The 19,695-nt window shown below is 33.7% G+C and carries 23 protein-coding genes and 1 pseudogene; 18 read left to right on the top strand and 6 right to left on the bottom strand.

Going from position 1 to position 19,695, the window contains the following annotated elements:
* Complete coding sequence (locus BA768_RS18360) at positions 1–324, bottom strand: translation initiation factor (protein WP_065721924.1); 324 nt, start codon at positions 322–324, stop codon at positions 1–3.
* A gap of 141 nt (positions 325–465) precedes the next feature.
* Between BA768_RS18360 and gpmI the strand changes: the two genes are divergently transcribed.
* The 7 genes from gpmI (at position 466) to BA768_RS18325 (ending at position 6,659) form a co-directional block, all read left to right on the top strand.
* Positions 466–2,007, top strand: a complete 1,542-nt coding sequence (gene gpmI, locus BA768_RS18355; protein ID WP_065721923.1) for a 2,3-bisphosphoglycerate-independent phosphoglycerate mutase — start codon at positions 466–468, stop codon at positions 2,005–2,007.
* Between the two features lie 149 nt (positions 2,008–2,156).
* Positions 2,157–3,137, top strand: coding sequence for an acyl-ACP desaturase (locus BA768_RS18350; protein WP_034676483.1), 981 nt, complete (start codon positions 2,157–2,159; stop codon positions 3,135–3,137).
* A 112-nt stretch (positions 3,138–3,249) separates the two neighbouring features.
* Positions 3,250–4,074, top strand: a complete 825-nt coding sequence (locus BA768_RS18345) for a GLPGLI family protein (RefSeq protein WP_034676482.1) — start codon at positions 3,250–3,252, stop codon at positions 4,072–4,074.
* 85 nt (positions 4,075–4,159) lie between these two features.
* A complete protein-coding gene (locus tag BA768_RS18340; RefSeq protein WP_034676481.1) occupies positions 4,160–4,591 on the top strand; it encodes a BT0820 family HAD-type phosphatase in 432 nt (143 codons plus the stop codon).
* A 62-nt stretch (positions 4,592–4,653) separates the two neighbouring features.
* The gene (locus BA768_RS18335) at positions 4,654–5,019 is read left to right on the top strand and encodes a four helix bundle protein (RefSeq protein ID WP_065721922.1); all 366 of its coding nucleotides are present in this window, start codon (positions 4,654–4,656) and stop codon (positions 5,017–5,019) included.
* A 63-nt stretch (positions 5,020–5,082) separates the two neighbouring features.
* Positions 5,083–5,892 carry a type I methionyl aminopeptidase gene (gene map / locus BA768_RS18330; protein WP_034676477.1) on the top strand — a complete coding sequence of 270 codons (810 nt, stop codon included), beginning with the start codon at positions 5,083–5,085 and terminating at the stop codon, positions 5,890–5,892.
* Positions 5,892–6,659: a class I SAM-dependent methyltransferase gene (locus tag BA768_RS18325; RefSeq protein ID WP_034676475.1), complete on the top strand. Its 768-nt coding sequence runs from the start codon at positions 5,892–5,894 to the stop codon at positions 6,657–6,659. Before map ends, BA768_RS18325 begins: the two co-directional genes overlap by 1 nt.
* 47 nt (positions 6,660–6,706) lie before the next feature.
* On the opposite strand, the gene BA768_RS18320 is transcribed toward BA768_RS18325, so the two are convergent.
* The 3 genes and pseudogenes from BA768_RS18320 to BA768_RS18310 form a co-directional block, all read right to left on the bottom strand.
* Positions 6,707–7,411 (bottom strand): T9SS type A sorting domain-containing protein, encoded by a 705-nt coding sequence (locus tag BA768_RS18320; RefSeq protein ID WP_065721921.1) that lies wholly within the window; start codon positions 7,409–7,411, stop codon positions 6,707–6,709.
* A gap of 38 nt (positions 7,412–7,449) precedes the next feature.
* A complete protein-coding gene (locus tag BA768_RS18315) occupies positions 7,450–7,776 on the bottom strand; it encodes a DMT family transporter (protein WP_065721920.1) in 327 nt (108 codons plus the stop codon).
* A 176-nt stretch (positions 7,777–7,952) separates the two neighbouring features.
* Positions 7,953–8,515 (bottom strand): annotated as a pseudogene (locus BA768_RS18310) (Crp/Fnr family transcriptional regulator).
* Positions 8,516–8,643: 128 nt separating this feature from the next.
* Between BA768_RS18310 and era the strand changes: the two are divergent.
* Entirely contained in the window at positions 8,644–9,519 is an 876-nt protein-coding gene (gene era, locus BA768_RS18305; protein ID WP_034676468.1) for a GTPase Era, read from the top strand.
* Positions 9,520–9,586: 67 nt separating this feature from the next.
* The gene (locus BA768_RS18300; RefSeq protein ID WP_065721919.1) at positions 9,587–10,018 is read left to right on the top strand and encodes a DoxX family protein; all 432 of its coding nucleotides are present in this window, start codon (positions 9,587–9,589) and stop codon (positions 10,016–10,018) included.
* 101 nt (positions 10,019–10,119) lie between these two features.
* Here the strand turns inward: BA768_RS18300 and fsa are convergent, their stop codons facing one another.
* Positions 10,120–10,773, bottom strand: coding sequence for a fructose-6-phosphate aldolase (gene fsa, locus BA768_RS18295; protein ID WP_034676464.1), 654 nt, complete (start codon positions 10,771–10,773; stop codon positions 10,120–10,122).
* 268 nt (positions 10,774–11,041) lie between these two features.
* Here fsa and BA768_RS18290 point away from each other — a divergent pair, with 268 nt between their 5' ends.
* The gene (locus tag BA768_RS18290; protein WP_065721918.1) at positions 11,042–11,527 is read left to right on the top strand and encodes a YdeI/OmpD-associated family protein; all 486 of its coding nucleotides are present in this window, start codon (positions 11,042–11,044) and stop codon (positions 11,525–11,527) included.
* Positions 11,528–11,557: 30 nt separating this feature from the next.
* Here BA768_RS18290 and BA768_RS18285 read toward each other — a convergent pair whose 3' ends face one another.
* Positions 11,558–12,121, bottom strand: coding sequence for a tetratricopeptide repeat protein (locus BA768_RS18285; protein ID WP_065721917.1), 564 nt, complete (start codon positions 12,119–12,121; stop codon positions 11,558–11,560).
* A 185-nt stretch (positions 12,122–12,306) separates the two neighbouring features.
* Between BA768_RS18285 and pepE the strand changes: the two genes are divergently transcribed.
* The 8 genes from pepE (at position 12,307) to BA768_RS18245 (ending at position 19,695) form a co-directional block, all read left to right on the top strand.
* Positions 12,307–12,999, top strand: a complete 693-nt coding sequence (pepE, locus tag BA768_RS18280) for a dipeptidase PepE (protein ID WP_065721916.1) — start codon at positions 12,307–12,309, stop codon at positions 12,997–12,999.
* A gap of 68 nt (positions 13,000–13,067) precedes the next feature.
* Positions 13,068–14,438, top strand: a complete 1,371-nt coding sequence (gene dacB / locus BA768_RS18275) for a D-alanyl-D-alanine carboxypeptidase/D-alanyl-D-alanine-endopeptidase (RefSeq protein WP_065721915.1) — start codon at positions 13,068–13,070, stop codon at positions 14,436–14,438.
* Positions 14,439–14,444: 6 nt separating this feature from the next.
* Positions 14,445–15,602, top strand: coding sequence for a sensor histidine kinase (locus BA768_RS18270; protein WP_228388497.1), 1,158 nt, complete (start codon positions 14,445–14,447; stop codon positions 15,600–15,602).
* A gap of 67 nt (positions 15,603–15,669) precedes the next feature.
* Positions 15,670–16,338, top strand: a complete 669-nt coding sequence (locus tag BA768_RS18265) for an ABC transporter ATP-binding protein (RefSeq protein WP_065721913.1) — start codon at positions 15,670–15,672, stop codon at positions 16,336–16,338.
* A 166-nt stretch (positions 16,339–16,504) separates the two neighbouring features.
* The gene (locus tag BA768_RS18260) at positions 16,505–17,077 is read left to right on the top strand and encodes a murein L,D-transpeptidase catalytic domain-containing protein (RefSeq protein WP_065721912.1); all 573 of its coding nucleotides are present in this window, start codon (positions 16,505–16,507) and stop codon (positions 17,075–17,077) included.
* A 31-nt stretch (positions 17,078–17,108) separates the two neighbouring features.
* Positions 17,109–17,786, top strand: coding sequence for a RadC family protein (gene radC / locus BA768_RS18255; RefSeq protein WP_034676449.1), 678 nt, complete (start codon positions 17,109–17,111; stop codon positions 17,784–17,786).
* Positions 17,783–18,691: a hypothetical protein gene (locus tag BA768_RS18250; RefSeq protein ID WP_051882779.1), complete on the top strand. Its 909-nt coding sequence runs from the start codon at positions 17,783–17,785 to the stop codon at positions 18,689–18,691. Before radC ends, BA768_RS18250 begins: the two co-directional genes overlap by 4 nt.
* A gap of 107 nt (positions 18,692–18,798) precedes the next feature.
* On the top strand, positions 18,799–19,695 hold the full coding sequence (locus tag BA768_RS18245) for a phytanoyl-CoA dioxygenase family protein (protein ID WP_228388495.1): 897 nt from the start codon (positions 18,799–18,801) through the stop codon (positions 19,693–19,695).

Genomic DNA, 19,695 nt, shown 5'->3' with positions numbered 1-19,695 from the left:
TTATCCGCCGACTCTTTTCGTTTTGTAACCCAAATCTTTCAGAATTGCCATGATTTTATCACGGTTATCTCCCTGAATGATAATGGTGTTATCTTTTTCAGAACCGCCGATTCCCAAAGTGGTTTTTATCTTTTTTGAAATCTTTTTCAGATCTTCCTCACTGCCTTCCCAACCTTCAACAATCGTTACAGGTTTTCCGTTTCTGCCTTTCTTTTCAAACTTACAAACCAATGGTTCTTTCTGCTTAAATTCTTCTTCAGGCATTTCAAAATCCTGCTCTTCATGCTCAGGAAAAAGGTTTTTTAGTTGATCTCGTAAATCCATAAAGCAAAATTATAAATAAAACTTTATTGATTATCATTTTTCATCAAAGCTTTTCATCATTTTTAAACAAAAATTTAAGTCCTCAAATTCTCGAATTCATCATAAAATCGGTAAATTTGTTTGTTAAAAATTAAAAATATAATGTCGAAGAAAGCAATTTTAGCCATTCTTGACGGATGGGGTTTGGGAACAAATCCTGAAGTTTCTGCATTGGCACAGGCAAATACACCATTTATAGATAGCTGTTATCAAAGATTTCCCCACACCACTTTAGAAGCAAGCGGCTTGGCTGTAGGGCTTCCGGCAGGTCAGATGGGAAATTCCGAAGTAGGCCACATGAATTTGGGAGCGGGTAGAGTAGTTTATCAAAATCTGGTAAAGCTGAATATGGCTGTCGAAAACGGAACTTTGGGACAGGAAAAAGTAATTCAGGATGCTTTTGCTTATGCTAAAAAAGAAAACAAAAATGTACACTTTATTGGCTTGGTTTCTAATGGGGGAGTGCATTCGCATATCAATCATTTAAAAGGATTATTGTCTGCTGCAAAAGATTTTGGCTTACATGAAAATGTTTACGTTCATGCTTTTACAGACGGGAGAGATTGCGATCCGCATTCAGGATTGGGATTCATTGAAGAAATTCAGGATCATATGAATTATACAACCGGAAAATTAGCTTCTGTCATCGGAAGATATTATGCGATGGACAGAGACAGAAGATGGGAACGCGTAAAATTAGCGTATGATGCAATGGTGGAAGGTGTTGGTTTGCAGACAACAGATGCTGTTGCGGCAATTAAACATTCTTATAATGAAAATGTTACTGATGAATTCATCAAACCAATTATTTTAGTAAAAGAAACTCAGATCGGAAACATTGTTCCTGTCGGAAAAATAGTCGATAATGATGTCGTGATTTGCTTCAATTTCCGTACAGACAGAGGAAGAGAAATTACAGAAGTGCTTTGTCAGCACGATATGCCCGAATATTTCATGAGAAAACTTCCGTTGCATTATATTACATTGACGAATTATGATAAAACCTACCAAAATGTAAATGTAGTTTTTGATGAAGAAGTTTTAAAAGACACCATGGGTGAAGTTTTGGAAAGAAACGGAAAAACCCAGATCAGAATTGCTGAGACAGAGAAATATCCTCACGTTACATTCTTCTTTTCGGGTGGTCGTGAAGAGGAGTTTCATGGAGAAAAAAGATTGCTTTGTCCGAGCCCGAAAGATGTCCCGACTTACGATTTAAAGCCTGAAATGTCTGCTTATGAAATCACCAATTCTATTTTACCTGAACTGGAAAATGAAACAGCAGATTTTATTTGTTTAAATTTCGCAAATACGGATATGGTAGGTCACACCGGAGTTTTTGAAGCGGCTGTAAAAGCTGCCGAAACGGTTGATAAATGTATAGAAAAAGTTGCGACAATGGCTTATGAACATGGTTATGCAGTTTTCATTTTGGCAGATCACGGAAATTCTGATGTCATGATCAATCCAGATGGTTCTCCGAATACACAACACTCAACGAATCTTGTTCCTTTAATTGTGATGGATAAAGATAAAAACTGGAATTTAAAACCCGGAAAATTAGGAGATATGGCTCCAACAATTTTACACACCATGGGCGTTGAAATTCCGGCTGTGATGACAGGAGATATTTTAATAAGCTAAAGTGAATAATAATGTTAGAAAAATACCGTTATCATAGAGATAGCGGTATTTTTTATGATTTATATCAGGCATGTTATGAGATACATATAATATTATGCCCTAAATAATAAATAAATCATATCTTTGCAAATTATAAACTTAATTTTTAGATGTACAATAAGCTGGTAAGAAAAGAGGTAATGGGTATTTTGGAAAAGGAAGTGGGTTCTTTTCTTGAGAAATTTTTGACTCCGATTGAAAAAATATGGCAACCTTCAGATTTTTTACCGGATCCTTCAAGTGAGGATTTTAAATATGATTTAGACGAGATACAAACTTATGCTCGTGAGATGCCTTACGATCTTTTTGTTACTTTGATTGGTGACTGTATTACAGAAGAAGCTTTACCTTCTTACGAATCTTGGCTGATGAGTGTTGACGGAATTGATCAGGAAAAAAGCGGACCTACTTGGGCAAGCTGGATCAGATCCTGGACGGCAGAGGAAAACAGACATGGTGACTTACTTGGGAAATATCTGTATTTATGCGGAAGAGTAAATATGAGACAGATGGAAATTACCACTCAATATCTCATCAGTGATGGTTTTGATATTGGGACAAGCATGGATCCTTACCGAAATTTTATTTATACAAGTTTTCAGGAAACAGCAACCAACGTTTCGCATCGAAGAGTAGGGACTTTAGCAAAACAAACCGGAAATGGTAAACTGGCAAAAATGTGTGGCGTAATTGCTGCAGATGAAGCAAGACATGCTAAAGCTTACAAACATTTTGTGGCAAAGATATTAGAATTAGATCCTTCAGAACTGATTTTAGCATTTGAAGATATGATGCGAAAAAAAATCGTGATGCCTGCACACATGATGAGACAGTCTGGTCAGAAAGCAGGTGAACTTTGGGGACATTTTTCGGATGCGGCACAAAGATGCATGGTTTATACAGGACAGGATTATATCAACATCCTGAAAGATCTTTTGGATGAATGGAAAATCGAGCACGTTACCGGCCTTACCGAAAAGGCTGAAAAAGCTCAGGAATATCTAATGAAGCTTCCTTCAAGACTACAAAAAATTACCGACAGAATTGCAACACCCGATTTACAGTTTGAATTCTCTTGGGTAAAAAAATAAAAAGATTATAAATTTTAATTGATAAGCACTAAATATTTTAGTGCTTTTTTATTAAACAGTAATTTGTATTGCATAGTTCTATATAATTTATAAATTTGTTTAAAAATCAATTATGGAAAAATTACTTTATTTTGTTCTTTTAGTTGTTGGATTTGCAAAAGCACAAACATACCGCTTTATATATGAAGTAAATACTAAAAGAGATTCTACAGAAAATGTTTTCACAAAAGATATTTTCCACTTAGATATTAATCCGGATAAAATATTATACTACGGACGAGATTTATTTATTTCAGATTCTATAAAAAAACTTCAGCTTCCAAATGGATTTCCTGCGCCAAAGCTAAATGATTTTATTGTGCATGAAGTGAATAGTCAAAAATATGATCGATACGAATTTTTAGGTTGGGATATTATTAAACAAGAATCTGAACCAAATCAGAAATGGATATTATTATCTGAAAAGAAAATATCACAAAATCTTTCTCTACAAAAAGCAACAACAACATTTGGAGGAAGAAACTGGATTGCATGGTTTACTACAGAAATTCCGTTTCAGGAAGGACCTCATAAGTTTAGAGGTTTACCAGGATTGATTGTTGAACTTGCAGATGATAAAAATAATTTTAGTTTCGAATTAATAAAGTCTGAATCTTACAGTACGACAAATCAAATAGATTTACTGAGCAGAATGCTTAAGAAAAACTTATTTCTACAAGATAAAGAATATTTGAAATATAAACTTTCATATTATAATGATCCATTTGCCTATCTTAAAAACGGAAGAGTAGACTGGTCGCAAACTGAAGAAATATTACTCGATAATGGTATCAAATTAACAAAAGAAAATTTACGTTCATCAACAGAAATTCAAAAAAAACTGATTAAAAAATATAATAATCCTCTTGAGTTAGATAGAATAGTTCATTATCCTTAACAAATGTTATAGCTAATCAGTGCAAGAAAATGGAATTTCTCACTCATTTTTTTTAGTATCTTTGCCCAGCTAAAAACGCAACAAAATGTTAAACAATAAGAAAATTGCTGTTGATTTTGACGGAACGATCGTAGATGATGCTTATCCGGCGATCGGAAAAGCTAAAATTTTCGCTTTCGAAACCCTTAAAAAACTTCAGGCTCAAGGTTTTAGATTGATACTTTGGACGTACAGACACGGAAAAACCTTGGATGAGGCTGTAGAATTCTGTAGACAGAATGGTATTGAGTTCTATGCCATTAATTCAAGTTTCGAAGGAGAAGTTTTTGATTCTGAAACACAGTCAAGAAAATTAGATGCAGACTGGTTTATTGATGACAGAAATTTAGGCGGTTTTCCGGGATGGGGAGAAATCTACAATATCATCAACGAAAGAATTGAATTCCGTGTTGAAGGCAGAGAGGTTTTACCATATTCTAAACTAAAGAAAGAAAAGAAAAAAGGTTTGTTTTGGTAAAGAACCAAGATAAAAGTAAAAAGACACAAATTTGAGTTCGCAAAAATCAAAACTCAAACCTGATGAAAAAAAATGATTTACTTGAAAGAACTTTTAAGTTTGGAGTTGATTGTATAAAATTTTTAAGAAATCTTCCCAATTATCCTGAATATAAAGTGATAAGATTTCAAATATGTAAGTCAGCAACTTCACTTGGAGCAAATTATGAAGAATCACAAGCTGGTTCTTCTTTAAAAGATTTTAGAAATAAAATAAGAATATCTTTAAGGGAAACAAGAGAAACGAATTATTGGCTGAGAATTATAAAATCACTTAGCGATTTTGAATCTTCAGAATTAGATACACTCTTGCAAGAAAGTTTCGAACTAAAGAATATTTTTGGAAGTATTTTAAATAATACGAAAGATAAAGACAATAATATAAATTAAAAATAGAACCAAAAGTTAGAAAAAAGTTTCTTTTTACTTGTTTCTTGGTTCTTTATAAAAATAATGATTCATTTAAAAACAATAGACGAGCTTCGTCTTATGAAAGAAAGTGCGAGATTGGTTTCCAGAACATTAGGAATGTTGGCGAAAGAAATCAAACCCGGAATCACTACTTTACATTTAGATAAATTAGCACACGATTTTATAAAAGATCATGGTGCTGAACCTGCATTTTTAGGATACGGTGGTTTCCCGAATTCTCTTTGTATTTCACCAAACGAACAAGTTGTTCATGGTTTTCCGAATAAGGAAGAGATTAAGGAAGGTGATATTCTTTCTGTGGACTGTGGTGCAATTCTTAACGGTTATGTAGGAGATCACGCCTATACTTTCGAAATCGGTGAAGTAAAACCGGAAACTAAAAAACTGCTTAAAGTAGCCAAAGAATCTCTTTATAAAGGTATCGAGCAATGTGTAAGAGGAAAGCGTATCGGAGATATTTCCTATGCCATTCAGAATCACTGTGAAAAAGAAGGTTACGGAGTTGTAAAAGAGCTTGTTGGCCATGGTTTAGGAAAGAAAATGCACGAAGATCCACAAGTGCCGAATTACGGAAGACAGGGAAGTGGAAAAGTGATCAAAGACGGTTTGGCAATCGCTATCGAACCGATGATTAACCTTGGAACAGAAAAAGTGAAATTCCATAATGATGGTTGGACGGTTACAACACTTGATAATCAGCCTTCTGCACATTTCGAGCATGATGTTTGTGTAATTAATGGTAAACCTGTTTTGCTGTCTACTTTTGATTACATTTATGAGGCTTTAGGAATCGTAAGTGATGAAGAAAAGCCATTTCAACTGGATTTTTAATGAAAAAGCTGACTAAGTTTTTATTAAATAAAATTCCACGTCCGATGTTGATTAAAATGAGCATTTGGGCGCGGCCGATTATATACCAGTTTTTTAAAGGAGATCAGTTTTTTGATCCGATTGACGGAAGATCTTACAGGAAATTTCTTCCTTATGGATACGGAAAGCAGCGGGAAAATGCACTTTCTCCTGGAACTTTAAGCCTTGAAAGACACCGCCAAATGTATCTTTATCTTCAGAATGAAACCGATTTTTTCATCAAGAATTATAAAGTTCTTCATATTGCTCCCGAACAGGAATTTTTGAGAAAATTCAAAAGGATGAGCAACCTGAATTACATTTCTGCAGATTTGTACTCGCCTATTGTTGATGTGAAAGCAGATATCTTGAATCTGCCATTTGAAGATAATTCTTTTGATATTATTTTCTGCAACCATGTTCTGGAACATATTGAAGATGATGCAAAAGCAATGAGTGAACTCTACAGAGTAATGAAACCGGGCGGTTGGGGAATTTTACAGGTTCCGATGAAAAATTCTCTGGAGAAAACTTATGAAGATTTTACCATTACAGATCCGAAAGAACGCCAGAAACATTTCGGTCAGTACGACCATGTTCGATGGTATGGGATGGATTATTTTGATCGTCTTGAGGCAGCTGGTTTTCAAGCTCAGGCTAATTTTTATTCGCAGGAGTTCTCCGATGCTGAAATAAAAAAATACGGTTTAAGACACAACGAAATTTTACCAATTGTTTTAAAGAAATAAAAAACGGCTTCAGAATGTGAAGCCGTTTTTGTTTATAGAATTGAGGTTTAATTCTTTATGAAAAATTCAGATTTGGAATTTTCTATACTTAAAATATATTGACCTTTTTGAAAATTTTCAGTATTAATTTTTAATGCTTTACCGGATGATAAAGTCTCATAAATTATTTTACCTGATACATCATAAATTTTCACCTTTAAATTTTTATCAATATTTTCTACAATCAAAAAGTCACTCGAAGGATTTGGATAGATTCTAAATGTTTTCTTCAAAGCATTTTCCTTAGTACCCAAAATTGAATTATTATAATAAATTATATTACCAGTAGTTGCATTGGTTATTGCAAGTATTTTTGAGCTTCCATTATTAATAATTTGATAATTAAAAATAGTTCCAACAGGAATATAACTCACGTAAAAATCACAATGTTTCTGATCAAAATCTCTAACTGCATCTTGATTTACTCCAACATATTGTGCTAATGTACATGAACCTTGATTTTTAGTAAAGCTGTTTTGCGATGATGAGAAGATTACATTATTTCCTGCCGTATTAAAATAATAAGAAATAAATACATAATCAGATCCGCTTAATGTAAATTTAGAAGATCCCAAAGGTGAAGGCAGAGGAACTGCATTTGTTGTCTGTCCGTTGTTTACAATGTGAGAAACGTACCAGTTATTATTAAAGAGTTCAGCATTCTGACCAAATAAAGAATAAGTGATTAAAAGAAAAAATAATTTTGTCTTCATAAATATTTTTCCCAAATATAAGAAATAATGGTCTAAAATTAATGAGAAACTGCTTTCAAACCAATTACAGAACCAATCAGAGTACAGATAAAAAATACTCTCCAAAAACTTGCAGGATCTTTAAATACAAAAATTCCGACTAAAGCGGTTCCTACAGCGCCAATTCCAGTCCACACTGCATAAGCGGTTCCTATCGGCAAAGTTTCTGTGGCTTTGATAAGTAAAAGCATCGAAACAGTAAGGCAAACCAAAAAACCACCAAACCACCAATACATTTCATTTCCTGTGGTTTCCTTTACTTTTCCGAGGCATGATGCAAAAGCCACCTCAAATAATCCTGCAATGATTAAAATAATCCAGTTCATTAATACATAATTTTATGCCGCAAAATTGAGATTTTCTACCGAATTAAAATTTTACAAATGTTAAAAAAAGATTTATTGTTGAATTTTAATAAGAAAACTCTCGCAGATTTAGCAGATAACGCTGATTAAAAAAATCTGCTTAATCAGCAAAATCTGCGAGAGAATAATTTAGATAGTTATTTAATTTCCGCGCGAATTCTACTCAAACTCACCTGCGTAATTCCCAAATAAGAAGCGATATGACCAAGCTGAACTCTTTGAAGCAAATAAGGTTTTTCTTTTATCAAATCTTTATATCGCTCTAAAGCCGTTTTATACTGCCTGGAAATGATCAATTCTTCTGTTTTTACAGCTCTCTTTCTGCAAATTTTCTTCCCCAGTTCGCAATATGAATATCTTCATTAAAAAGAGTCTTTAATTTTTCGGTTTCCAAAACATAAAAATCACAGTCTTCCAAAAGCTCAATGCTTTCGTAACCAGGTTTTTCATCCACATAGCTTTTCATCGAAACAACGGGTTCTCCTTCAGTCCCAAACCAAAAAGTAATATCATTGTTTTCAGTTGATGCATAAGCCCGAACGATCCCTTTTTTCAGAAAATAAATATAGGGAATGACTTTATTAGCTTCCATCAGACAAAAACCTTTAGAATGGCTCACTTCAGAAATATGTTGAATTAAATTTAATTTGGATAATTCCGGAAGCGGAAAAATGGTATTGATGATCTGATCGATTTCCATGAGAAAGTCAGGATTAATTATTCTTCAAAAATAGACTTTTTTAAGCATCTAATTTTAATATAGACCAAAATCCAAATTTTGTTTTAGTAACTTTGCAGATCGTAATAAAAACGATTTAATTTTTTTATATGCATAAAGCAGGATTTGTAAATATCGTTGGAAAGCCAAATGCCGGAAAATCAACCCTTCTCAATCAACTGATGGGTGAGAAGCTGGCTATTGTAACCCAAAAGGCTCAGACAACAAGACATAGAATTTTTGGAATTTATAATGAAGATGATCTACAGATTGTATTCTCTGATACTCCCGGAGTTTTAGACCCAAAATATGGTTTGCAGGAAAAAATGATGGATTTTGTGAAAGATTCTTTACAGGATGCAGACGTTTTCCTTTTTATTGTTGACGTAACTGATAAAGCTGAACCTTCTGAATTTTTAATTGATAAGTTAAATAAAATTCCGGTTCCTGTTTTATTGCTACTCAATAAAGTTGATCAGACGAATCAGGAAGGTCTGGAGAAACTGGTTTCCGATTGGCATGAGAGAATTCCTAAAGCTGAAATTCTTCCGATTTCTGCTTTAAATGCTTTTAATACAGAGATTATTCTTCCGAAACTGAAATCAATGTTACCGGAAAATCCGCCGTATTATGACAAAGATATGTACACCGATAAACCTGAACGTTTCTTTGTAAATGAAGCGATAAGAGAGAAAATACTTTTAAATTACGATAAAGAAATTCCGTATTCTGTAGAAGTCGTAACAGAAATGTTCAAAGAAAAAGAAGGAATTATCTTTATTGATTCTATTATTTATGTAGAAAGAGATACCCAGAAAGGAATCATTATCGGTCATAAAGGTGAGGCGATCAAAAAAGTAGGAACAGAAGCCAGACTTGATCTTGAAAAATTCTTTGCTAAAAAAATTCATCTCAACCTTTTCGTAAAAGTAAAAAAAGACTGGAGAAAAAACGACAGAGATTTGAAAAATTTCGGATATAGATAGACTAAAAACTCAATATCCATCGTTGTATTAAAAGATTTTTATTATCTTTAATCTAAATTTTCAATCGATGAGCTACGTAAATTCAAAGACTAATCCATTAATTTTTGATATTATTATTTTTATTGTGCGATTGTTTGTGGGATTTGCAATGCTTTCTCACGGATATCCTAAACTTCAGAATCTGATTGATGGAAATTTAGGAAAAGACCCTTTCGATTTTTTGGGTTTGGGACCTACAATTACACTGGGATTAGCCGTTTTTGCTGAATTTATTTGTTCGATTTTTCTGATTTTAGGATTGTTTACAAGAGTTGCTGCTGGTTTTTTAATTTTCACCATGGCAATTGCAGCTTTCGTTAAACATGGAGCCGATGGTTTTAATGCAAGAGAATTAAGTTTACTTTATCTTTCAATTTATTTAATGATCATAGCTTTTGGAGCTGGAAAAATTTCAGTCGATTATATGATCGAAAAAAGAAAAAGAGCCAATGACTGGTAAAATAAATCCTATATAAAATTAAATCCCGAAACGAATTGTTCCGGGATTTTTTATGTGTAGAGCTAAAATTTAATAATCGAAGAATATCAAATTTCAAATGATTACGCTAATTTCTGAGAATCTGCAACAAACTGAGCCAATCCGCTGTCTGTTAATGGATGCTTCAATAAACTCAAGATTGGAGGAAGTGGTGAAGTGATCACATCTGCACCAATTTTAGCACAGTCGATAATGTGCATTGAATGACGGATGGATGCAGCCAAAATTTCAGTTTCGTACATATAATTATCAAAAATCAATCTGATTTCCTGAATTAAATTTAAACCATCTGTTGTAATATCATCTAATCTTCCCAAGAATGGAGAAACATAAGTTGCCCCAGCTTTAGCCGCTAAAAGCGCCTGTCCCGGAGAGAAAATCAAAGTACAGTTGGTTTTTATACCTTTATCTGAAAAATATTTCAACGCTTTAATTCCGTCTTTGATCATCGGAATTTTCACAACGATATTCGGGTGAATTGCAGCCAGTTCGTCTCCTTCTTTGATCATTTCTTCGTAAGTCGTAGAAAGCACTTCAGCAGAAATATCTCCGTCTACGATTTCGCAGATTGTCTTATAATGATTTTTGATCGCTTCAGCTCCCTGAATTCCTTCTTTTGCCATCAATGATGGGTTGGTGGTAACACCGTCCAAAATTCCAAGGTCTTTTGCTTCTTTAATTTGCTCTAAATTAGCAGTGTCAATAAAAAATTTCATTTTTTTTAATTATTTAGATTCACAAAGATAAACAATCCATTTCGAGTGCGAAATTATTTTGCGGGTTACATCAGAATATAAATATGGAATACGAAATAAAATTCCCCTCCTTTGGAAATCGAGGAACGAGATTCACCAAAGCAAAAATTAATTAAAAATAATGAGGCACTGGTGGCGAAAATTCGAAAGAATTTTTGACGGATTGGTTTAAAAATAAACACTTATAAAATATATTTAATCATTAATTTTAAACTTCTTAAAAACTTAAATGAAAAACCATTTCACAGCCCAACTCAAAATCATAGGAATCAATCCGTTTGTTTTCATTCCTGATGAGATTTTAAATGAAATATTTAAAACCTCGGGAAAGAATAAAAGTCCGATTCCTGTAAAAGGTGTGGTAAATGGTAAAGAATTTAAACAAAATTTAATGAGATATTCAGGAGAATGGCGGTTGTATATCAATTTAACCATGCTGAAAAATTCTCCTAAAAGAATTGGGGAAATACTTGAAATTTCAGTAGAATTTGATGATTCGGACAGAACAATTTTAATGCATCCTGATTTAGAAAAAGCAATTAAAAAAAATCCTATTGCTACGAAAAATTTTGAAAGTCTAATTCCATCAATGAGATTAGAGGTAGTTCGTTATATCAACAATCTGAAAACAGCAGAAAGCATCGAAAGAAATATTGGAAAAATAATAAGATATTTAATTGGAGAAGGAGATTTCTTCGGAAAAAAAATAAAATAAAAACTCCGGAAATTTTTCCGGAGTGTTGCTTTATGAATTTAAAGCCTGGCTCAGTTTAATTGCATCCTGATTGCTTGGATCATATTGAATAGATTTTGCAATGTGTTCTTTTGCTTTGTCCGGATTCTCTTTTTGTTCCGAGAACGCAATGAAATAATAAGCATATGCTAAATTCTTTTTACTGGCTTCAATTTCTTCAGGTTTCACCGTTGAAATATATTTTTCGTAAGCCAGTTTTGCATTCACATCATCTTTTGCAGACTGATAGGCGTAAGCCTGGCTGTAATATGATGGTGCCCAATCTGGTAGCAAAACAGATATTTTTTTCCAGGTTGCTACAGCATTTTGCCAGTCAGAAGCATCCTGATAAGCGGTTGCTAATTTTGCAAGAGATTCTGCATCTTTAGGATTGGCCTCTACCTGTTTTTTTAAATTTTCAATGACAGGATTTGTCTGAACAGTTGCAGATGCCTGAACTGGCGTACTGCTTACGCTATCCGTTTTGGGACTTGTCTGTGCAAAAATAATTCCTGTACTTCCCAAGATCATTAAACCTGTAAATAATTGCTTGATATTCATTTTAACCGTTTTCATATTTCTACATTTTAAAATTACTATAGCTAATTTAGCAGATTCAAATTTGTTTTTTGCCCATTCTTTTAGAGCCTTTAAGCTTTTTTTGAGTTTCTTAACGGTTTTACTATGTTTTTTAGCGTAATTTTTGATTCTTACTGCGTTTGAGTTTATCTTTGTTTTAATAATTAAGCAATTTTTTATTTATGAATGTATTATTAGCATCTACTTCCACACTTTTTGGCGGAGATTATCTTGAATATTTAAAAGAAGAATTAATCGAATTATATAAAGAAATTGATGAGATCATCTTCATTCCGTTTGCAAGACCGGGCGGAATTTCACACGATGATTACACGGCAAAAGCTAAATCTTTCTTCAAAACAATAAATATTAATGTAAAAGGTTTACACGAGTTTGAAGACAAAACCGAAGCTTTAAATTCAGCAAAAGGATATTTTACGGGCGGCGGAAACACTTTTTTATTGGTTAAAACGTTACACGAAGAAAATCTGATGTCTGTTTTAAAACAAAACATAGAAAACGGAAAAGCTTATTTAGGCTGTAGTGCAGGAAGTAATATTGGTGGACAAAACATGAAAACAACGAACGATATGCCGATTGTTTATCCACCAAGTTTTGATTGTATGGGATTGGTTCCGTTTAATATCAATCCGCATTATTTAGATCCAAATCCGGATTTGAAGCATAATGGTGAAACGAGAGAAACCAGAATCAAAGAATTTTTAACCCAAAATGACATCAAAGTTGTCGGTCTTCGTGAAGGAAACTGGATCCGAAAAATTGGCAAGAAAACTACGGTTGAAGGAAGCGAATTGACAAGGATTTTTGAAAAGGGAAAAGAACCTTACGAAATTGAATCTGGTTCAAATCTTTAATTTTACAGTTTGTCATTCTGAACGATAACAAAGCGAAAGTGAAGAATCTCAATGTTTATATTTTATTTATGAAAAAGTTACTTACCATATCAGTTCTTTCCACACAAATTATTTTCGCACAAAATGTCGCTCAGAAGTTAGATGATGTTACAAAAAATCTAATGAATTCTTCATTGGCCGTTTCATCTAATCTTTCCTTTTATGTTTCTGATGAAAGCGGAAATCTGATCTATGAATTTCAGGGAAGCAAAGGACTTTCTACAGCTTCAACGCAGAAAATTTTCACTGCCGCCGCAGCTCTCGAAACTTTAGGAAAAAACTATACTTATAAAACAACTTCATCCTATTCAGGGAATATTTCAGGTGGAAATTTAAATGGAAATCTATTTATTACCTCAAACGGTGACCCGACTTTAGGAAGTTGGCGTTATGAAGGCTATAAACCTGAAAATTTTAAACAAAAACTTATTGAAGCCGTAAAAAAATCAGGAATTACAAAGATTTCAGGAGATCTGATTATTGACGATTCTTATTTCGACCATCAGACAATTCCAGGAGGTTGGCCGTGGGATGACTTAGGAAATTACTATGGAGCAGGAGTTTGGGGAATCAACTGGCGCGAAAATCAGTTCGACATGAATATGAACGGAAGCGAGATCAAAAGTTTTTCTTATCCGCTGGAAGCTGTAAAATGGCTGAATGATGTAAAAACTGGCGGAAACTCAGACCAGAGTTTAATTTTTACTGCACCGCATTCTGATGTGGCTTTAATTAATGGAACTTTACCCTCAAAAGCAGTCACTGTTTCAGGTTCTGTTCCGAATCCGCCGTTACAGTTGGGAGTCGAAGTTCAAAAGTGGCTGAAAGAATCAGGAATTGAAATATCAGGTAAAGTTTTGACCAGTTCTCAACTGGAAATCGATGGAAAAAAGTCTTTGGAAGCTCCAAAAAACAATATTATTCTCACGTATGAATCGCCGACTTTAGATAAAATAATTTATTGGTTTTTAAGAAAATCCGTTAATTTATATGGTGAAAATATCATTAAAACTTTAGGCAAAGAGAAAAAAGGAAATCCAAGTTTCAAAAGTGGAATCGCTTACCTGAAAGAATTTTGGAAATCGAAAGGAATCAATGCCAACATGATCAATTTTGCTGACGGAAGCGGACTTTCACCACAAAATTATGTCTCGGCAAAAGCAGAAGTTCAGGCTTTACTGTATGCTAAAAAACAGACTTGGTTTGATGCCTATTATGACGGATTTCCGACTCAGGACAATGGCATGAAAATGAAAAGTGGAACCATGAGAGACACAAAATCCTATGCAGGTTATCATACATCAAAAGACGGCAAGAGATATGTGTATGCAATCATTATCAATAATTATCAGGGAAGCGGAAGTACAGAGCTGCAAAAGATTTTAAATGTTTTAAAATAAATACACTTGAAAAAAAGATCCATTTTTGCCAGGTTCAACAACTGGTTTATTTTTTCTTTAATGACTCTGGTCGTTGTATCCATCGTAATTACATCTACTTTGGTGGTCAATTACTTAAAGAAAGAAGAAGTAAAAAGGGTTGATATTTTGGTAAGAGCTCTGAAATTTCAGCAGGATGTCACTCCTAGTTTGGAGGTTCAGGAATTGCTTTTGGCGATTTACAGCTCAAACACAACCATTCCTATGATTATTTTAGATAAAAATGATCAGATCATAGAATACAAACATTTATCAAAAGAAATAGGAGAAGACCCTCAGAAGATCATTGCTGAAGCAAACAGGATGGAGAAGAAATATCCGGCTATCGAAATAAAAGTTCAGGGTGGAAATGATCAGTTTGTGTATTACGATAATTCTGAAATTCTCAATAACCTTCAGTATTTTCCGTTTCTTCTGGGCTTCTTTGTCTTATGTTATTTTTTATTTTCATTCTGGTTTTTAAGAACGGTTAAAAAAACCGACGAAGGTTATCTTTGGGCAGGTTTAGCAAAGGAAACCGCACATCAGATCGGAACTCCGCTATCTTCGATGATGGGCTGGATGGAAATCATGAAAATGGAAAATCCGGATTCGGATGGCGTTATTGAAATTGAAAAAGACATCAGCCGACTGAGAACAATCTCGGAAAGGTTTTCGAAAATAGGTTCCGTTCCTGAGCTGAATGATATGAATTTTAATGAAACCATTCAGGAAAATTTTGATTACCTGAAAACAAGGATTTCAAAAAAAATAACATTCACCCTTTTGCTTCCTACTTACAATATTCTGGTTCCGCATAATAAAATTCTGATGAGCTGGGTAATAGAAAATCTCGTGAAAAACGCGGTAGATGCAATGAAAGGGGAGGGAATTCTGCAAATGTCTGTTTTTGAAAGGAATAAAAACATTCTGGTAGAAGTAAAAGACAACGGAAGCGGAATGACAAAATATCAGGCTCAGAATGCTTTCAAGCCTGGATATTCTACAAAAAAACGCGGTTGGGGATTGGGCTTAAGTTTAGCTAAAAGAGTAGTACAGGAATATCACAATGGCGATATTAAAATTTCTCAGACTGAAGTCGGAAAAGGCACAACTTTTAGAATTTTAATCCGAAAAGAAAAATAACAATAAAAATTGCAGTCAAACGCTAAATGCTAAAAGCAGGAAGCAAAAATTTCACTATTTTTGAAGCATGATTAAAGCAAGAAACATCCATAAATCTTATGGAAATCTGGAAGTATTGAAAGGAGTTGATATTCACATCAAAGCAGGTGAAGTAGTTTCTATTGTCGGGGAATCCGGCGCAGGAAAATCTACACTTCTTCAGATTTTAGGGACTTTAGATAGCCCTTCAAATCCTCAAAAATACGACACCGAAATTTTCTTGAATGATCAGCCGTTTATTTACATGAGCGACAAACAGATCTCGAAATTCAGAAATCAGAATATTGGTTTTGTATTTCAGTTTCACCAGTTGCTTCCCGAATTTACAGCGCTGGAAAATGTTTTATTACCGACAAAAATTGCAGGAGCCAACGAAAAAGAAATGCTGGAAAAAGCATATGACCTGTTTGAAGATCTTAAAATTGCACAGAGAATCCATCACAAACCCAATCAGTTATCGGGTGGTGAAGCGCAAAGAGTTGCGGTTGCAAGAGCTTTAATCAACTCTCCGAAGATTATTTATGCAGATGAACCGACAGGAAATTTGGATTCAAAAAATGCAGATGATCTTCACCGTTTATTTTTTGATTTGAGAGACAAATACAACCAGACTTTCGTGATTGTAACACACAATCCGCAGTTAGCCGAAATTACCGACCGCAAATTGGTGATGAAAGACGGATTGATTATCGAATAATTAAAATGTTTACCGCAAAAGATTCAAAAGAAATGATTAAAAATAGCTATTCAAAAGTTTAAAATCACAATCGTTTTTGTTAGCTTTTGAATAGCTTAATCGAATAAAAATCTTTTGAATCTTTTGCGGTAAAAAAAAATATTTTAAGAATAATTTTAAAACAAATATGAAATCCTTACTCTTTGCATTCCTTTTATTAATTTTCTGCAGCGAGTCAAAAGCACAGGAAAATGCAGAAATATTACCAAAAGAGAAGATTTCGGAGTTGAAAAATTTTATTAAAAATAAAAACTACAGTCAGGATCTGGCGGTTTTTATTAATTTTAAATTACATTCCGGAAAATATAGGTATTTTGTATATGATCTCAAAAATAACAGAATCATTCAGAGAGCAATAGTTTCTCATGGTTCAGGATCTGTTATTCCAAAATCGAATACTTTAAAATTTTCCAATATTGAAGGTTCTTATCAATCATCTTTAGGGAAATACGAAATAAAAGAAAGTTATGTCGGTCAGTTCGGGAAAGCGTATCGTTTAAACGGTTTAGATTCCACCAACAGCAACGCAATGCAACGTGCCATTGTACTGCATTCTTTCGGCTGTGTTCCTGATAAAGAATCTCAGAATTTAGCCTGTTTAAGTTTAGGTTGTCCGATGCTTTCCTCAAAAGCTTTTAATGAGACTGCAAAACATCTCGATCAGTCAAAAAAGAGCGTCATTTTATATGCTTTTTATTAACTTTAAAAAGTTTTAGTTTAAATCTGATCCCATGTCTATAAAATTTTTAGCCGAAGACGACAGACCAAGAGAAAAGTTTTTATTGAAAGGTAAAAATTCGCTTTCTGATTCTGAACTTTTAGCCATCATTATGGGTAGCGGAAGCAGGGACGAAACTGCTGTAGAACTGGCAAGAAAAATTTTAGCTTCGGTGAATAACAATTGGCATCAGCTAAGTTTACTGACGATAAAAGATTTAATGAAATTTAAAGGCGTCGGTGAAGTGAAAGCCATTTCTATTGCAACTGCTCTGGAAATCGGAAAACGAAGAGCAGCTCAGGAAATTCCGGAAAAACCACAGATTTCAAGCAGCAGAAATGCTTATGATCTTTTGAAATTACATTTGGCTGATCTTAGAACTGAAGAATTTTGGGCACTGTTTCTCAATCAGAACAATAAAGTGATTCATATTGCACAACTCACTCAGGGCGGAATCAATCAGTCGATTGTAGACATCAGAATACTTTTCAAAACGGCTTTAGAACATTTTTCTACGGGAATTATCATTTCGCACAATCACCCTTCGGGAAGTCTGAAACCAAGCTCTGAAGATATTACCATCACCAAAAAAGTAAAGGAAGCCGGAGATTTGATGAGCATTCAGCTTTTGGATCATTTGATTATTACCCAAAACTCATATCTGAGTTTTGCAGACGAAGGATTATTATGATTAGACGATTACAATACCATGAAATTGATTTTGAAAAATATACGCTCTGTCTCGAAAACTCTGCACAGCGAAAGTATTCTGCAACAAAAACGTTTCTAGATATTACATCAGATAAAAAATGGGAACTGATTGTTTACAACGATTATGAAGCAGTAATGCCTGTTCCGTATGTTTACAAATCGGGCGTGAAAATTGTTCACAATCCTATGCTTTGTCAGCAATTGGGAATTTTTTCTAAGGAAGATCAAGTAGAAATCAATGAAGTTTTTCTGAAATTTTTAGAGAAAAATTACCTGATCAGAATTTACGCTTTTAATGAATTTAATCAGTTTAAAACATCATTAAAATCCAAAAAAAACTTCCTTATACTTCCGGAAAAATATGAAACTGTTTATGCCAAATATTCTCCGAAAAGAAAAAGAAAATTAAGACTTGACGAAGAGGTCGTAAACAATTCCGAAACCAAAGATATCAATTTCGAACAGGCTGAAAGCTTTATTAAAGAAAATTTTTTGGGAGCCAGTAAAGAAGAAGATATTGATTCTTTCATGATGATTTTCAAAAAAATGGCGGAAGCTGGTTGCCTTACATTTTCTGCTTTTTACTTGAATAAAAGAATCATTAATGTGATCGTTACTTATTTTGATAAACATACGGTAGCGCTTTTAGGAACATTTAACGATAAAGATTTTGTGAAGATTTCCGGAGCTTCTGTTTTGATCGATTCCTGTTTAAAACAAAATATTGAGTCTAAAATTTTTGATTTTGAAGGAAGTGAAATTCCCAATGTAGAAGAGTTTTTCAGAGGTTTCAGACCGGAACTTCGACCTTATCATCTGATTGAATATTCTAAAAAAGATATTATTAAAAAATTACTGAGCTTGAAATTTATCATGAAACTTTAATTTAATCACGCTATTTAGATTAGTTCTGAATATATTTCATACATTTATACAGGTATTACAAACTAATAGCAATGCTAAAGAAGATACGCAATTACAAATTGCCTTACATGATTTATAATTTTTTCAACCGAAAAAAATTACAGCATAACATCCCGCTCTACAAAAAATACGGTCTCAATAAATCTTATTTCTCAAGCATTTCAAGTAAAGATTTTGCACATTTACCTGAGAACGAAAGAAAATTTGATTCGGAAAAGCTTTTCAATACAGATTTTTACAGGAGTCTTTCAGAAGAAAACAAGCTGAGTGCTCAAGGTTTTGATGACAATGGTTATTTAATTTTGAGGAATTATTTGAAGCCTGAAACAGCAGACCAGATCAATAATGAGATTGAAAAACTGATGGAGGAGGGAACTATAAAGTTTCGGTATGGCGGAAAGCTGATGTTTGTTATTCATCATTCGGAAATCATCAGAAACATCGGAAATGACAAAAATTTACTCGAATTTTTATCGGTTTTGATTGATGGAGATGCCAAATTGTTTCAAAGTATCAATTTCATCAACGGAAGTCAGCAAAAAACGCACTCAGACAGCATTCACATGACAACCTATCCTTTGGGCGGGCTTCTCGGAGTCTGGATCGCTTTGGAAGACATTGACGAAAACAATGGAGCTTTACATTACATTCCGGGAAGTCACAAGCTCCCGTATTTCCTTAATTCCGATTATGATAATGAAGGAACGGCTTTTAAAATCGGCAAAAAAAGTTATCTTGCCTATGAAGAATTCCTGGAAAATAAAGTGAAGGAATTAGGTTTGAAAAAAGAAGTTTTCAGAGCCAAGAAAGGAGATCTTTTAATTTGGCACGCCAACATTCTTCACGGCGGAGAACCACATTTAGATAAAACAAGAACCAGAAAAAGCCTGGTATATCATTATTTTGATAAAAAAAGCATCTGTTATCACGAGGTAACGCAAAGACCTGCATTATTCGAACTTTAA

The sequence above is a fragment of the Chryseobacterium sp. CBo1 genome (assembly GCF_001693475.1).
GTDB classification, from domain to species: Bacteria; Bacteroidota; Bacteroidia; order Flavobacteriales; family Weeksellaceae; genus Chryseobacterium; species Chryseobacterium formosense.
The sequence above is the reverse complement of the archived record's forward strand: the minus strand, read 5'-3'. Positions and strand labels throughout refer to the sequence as shown.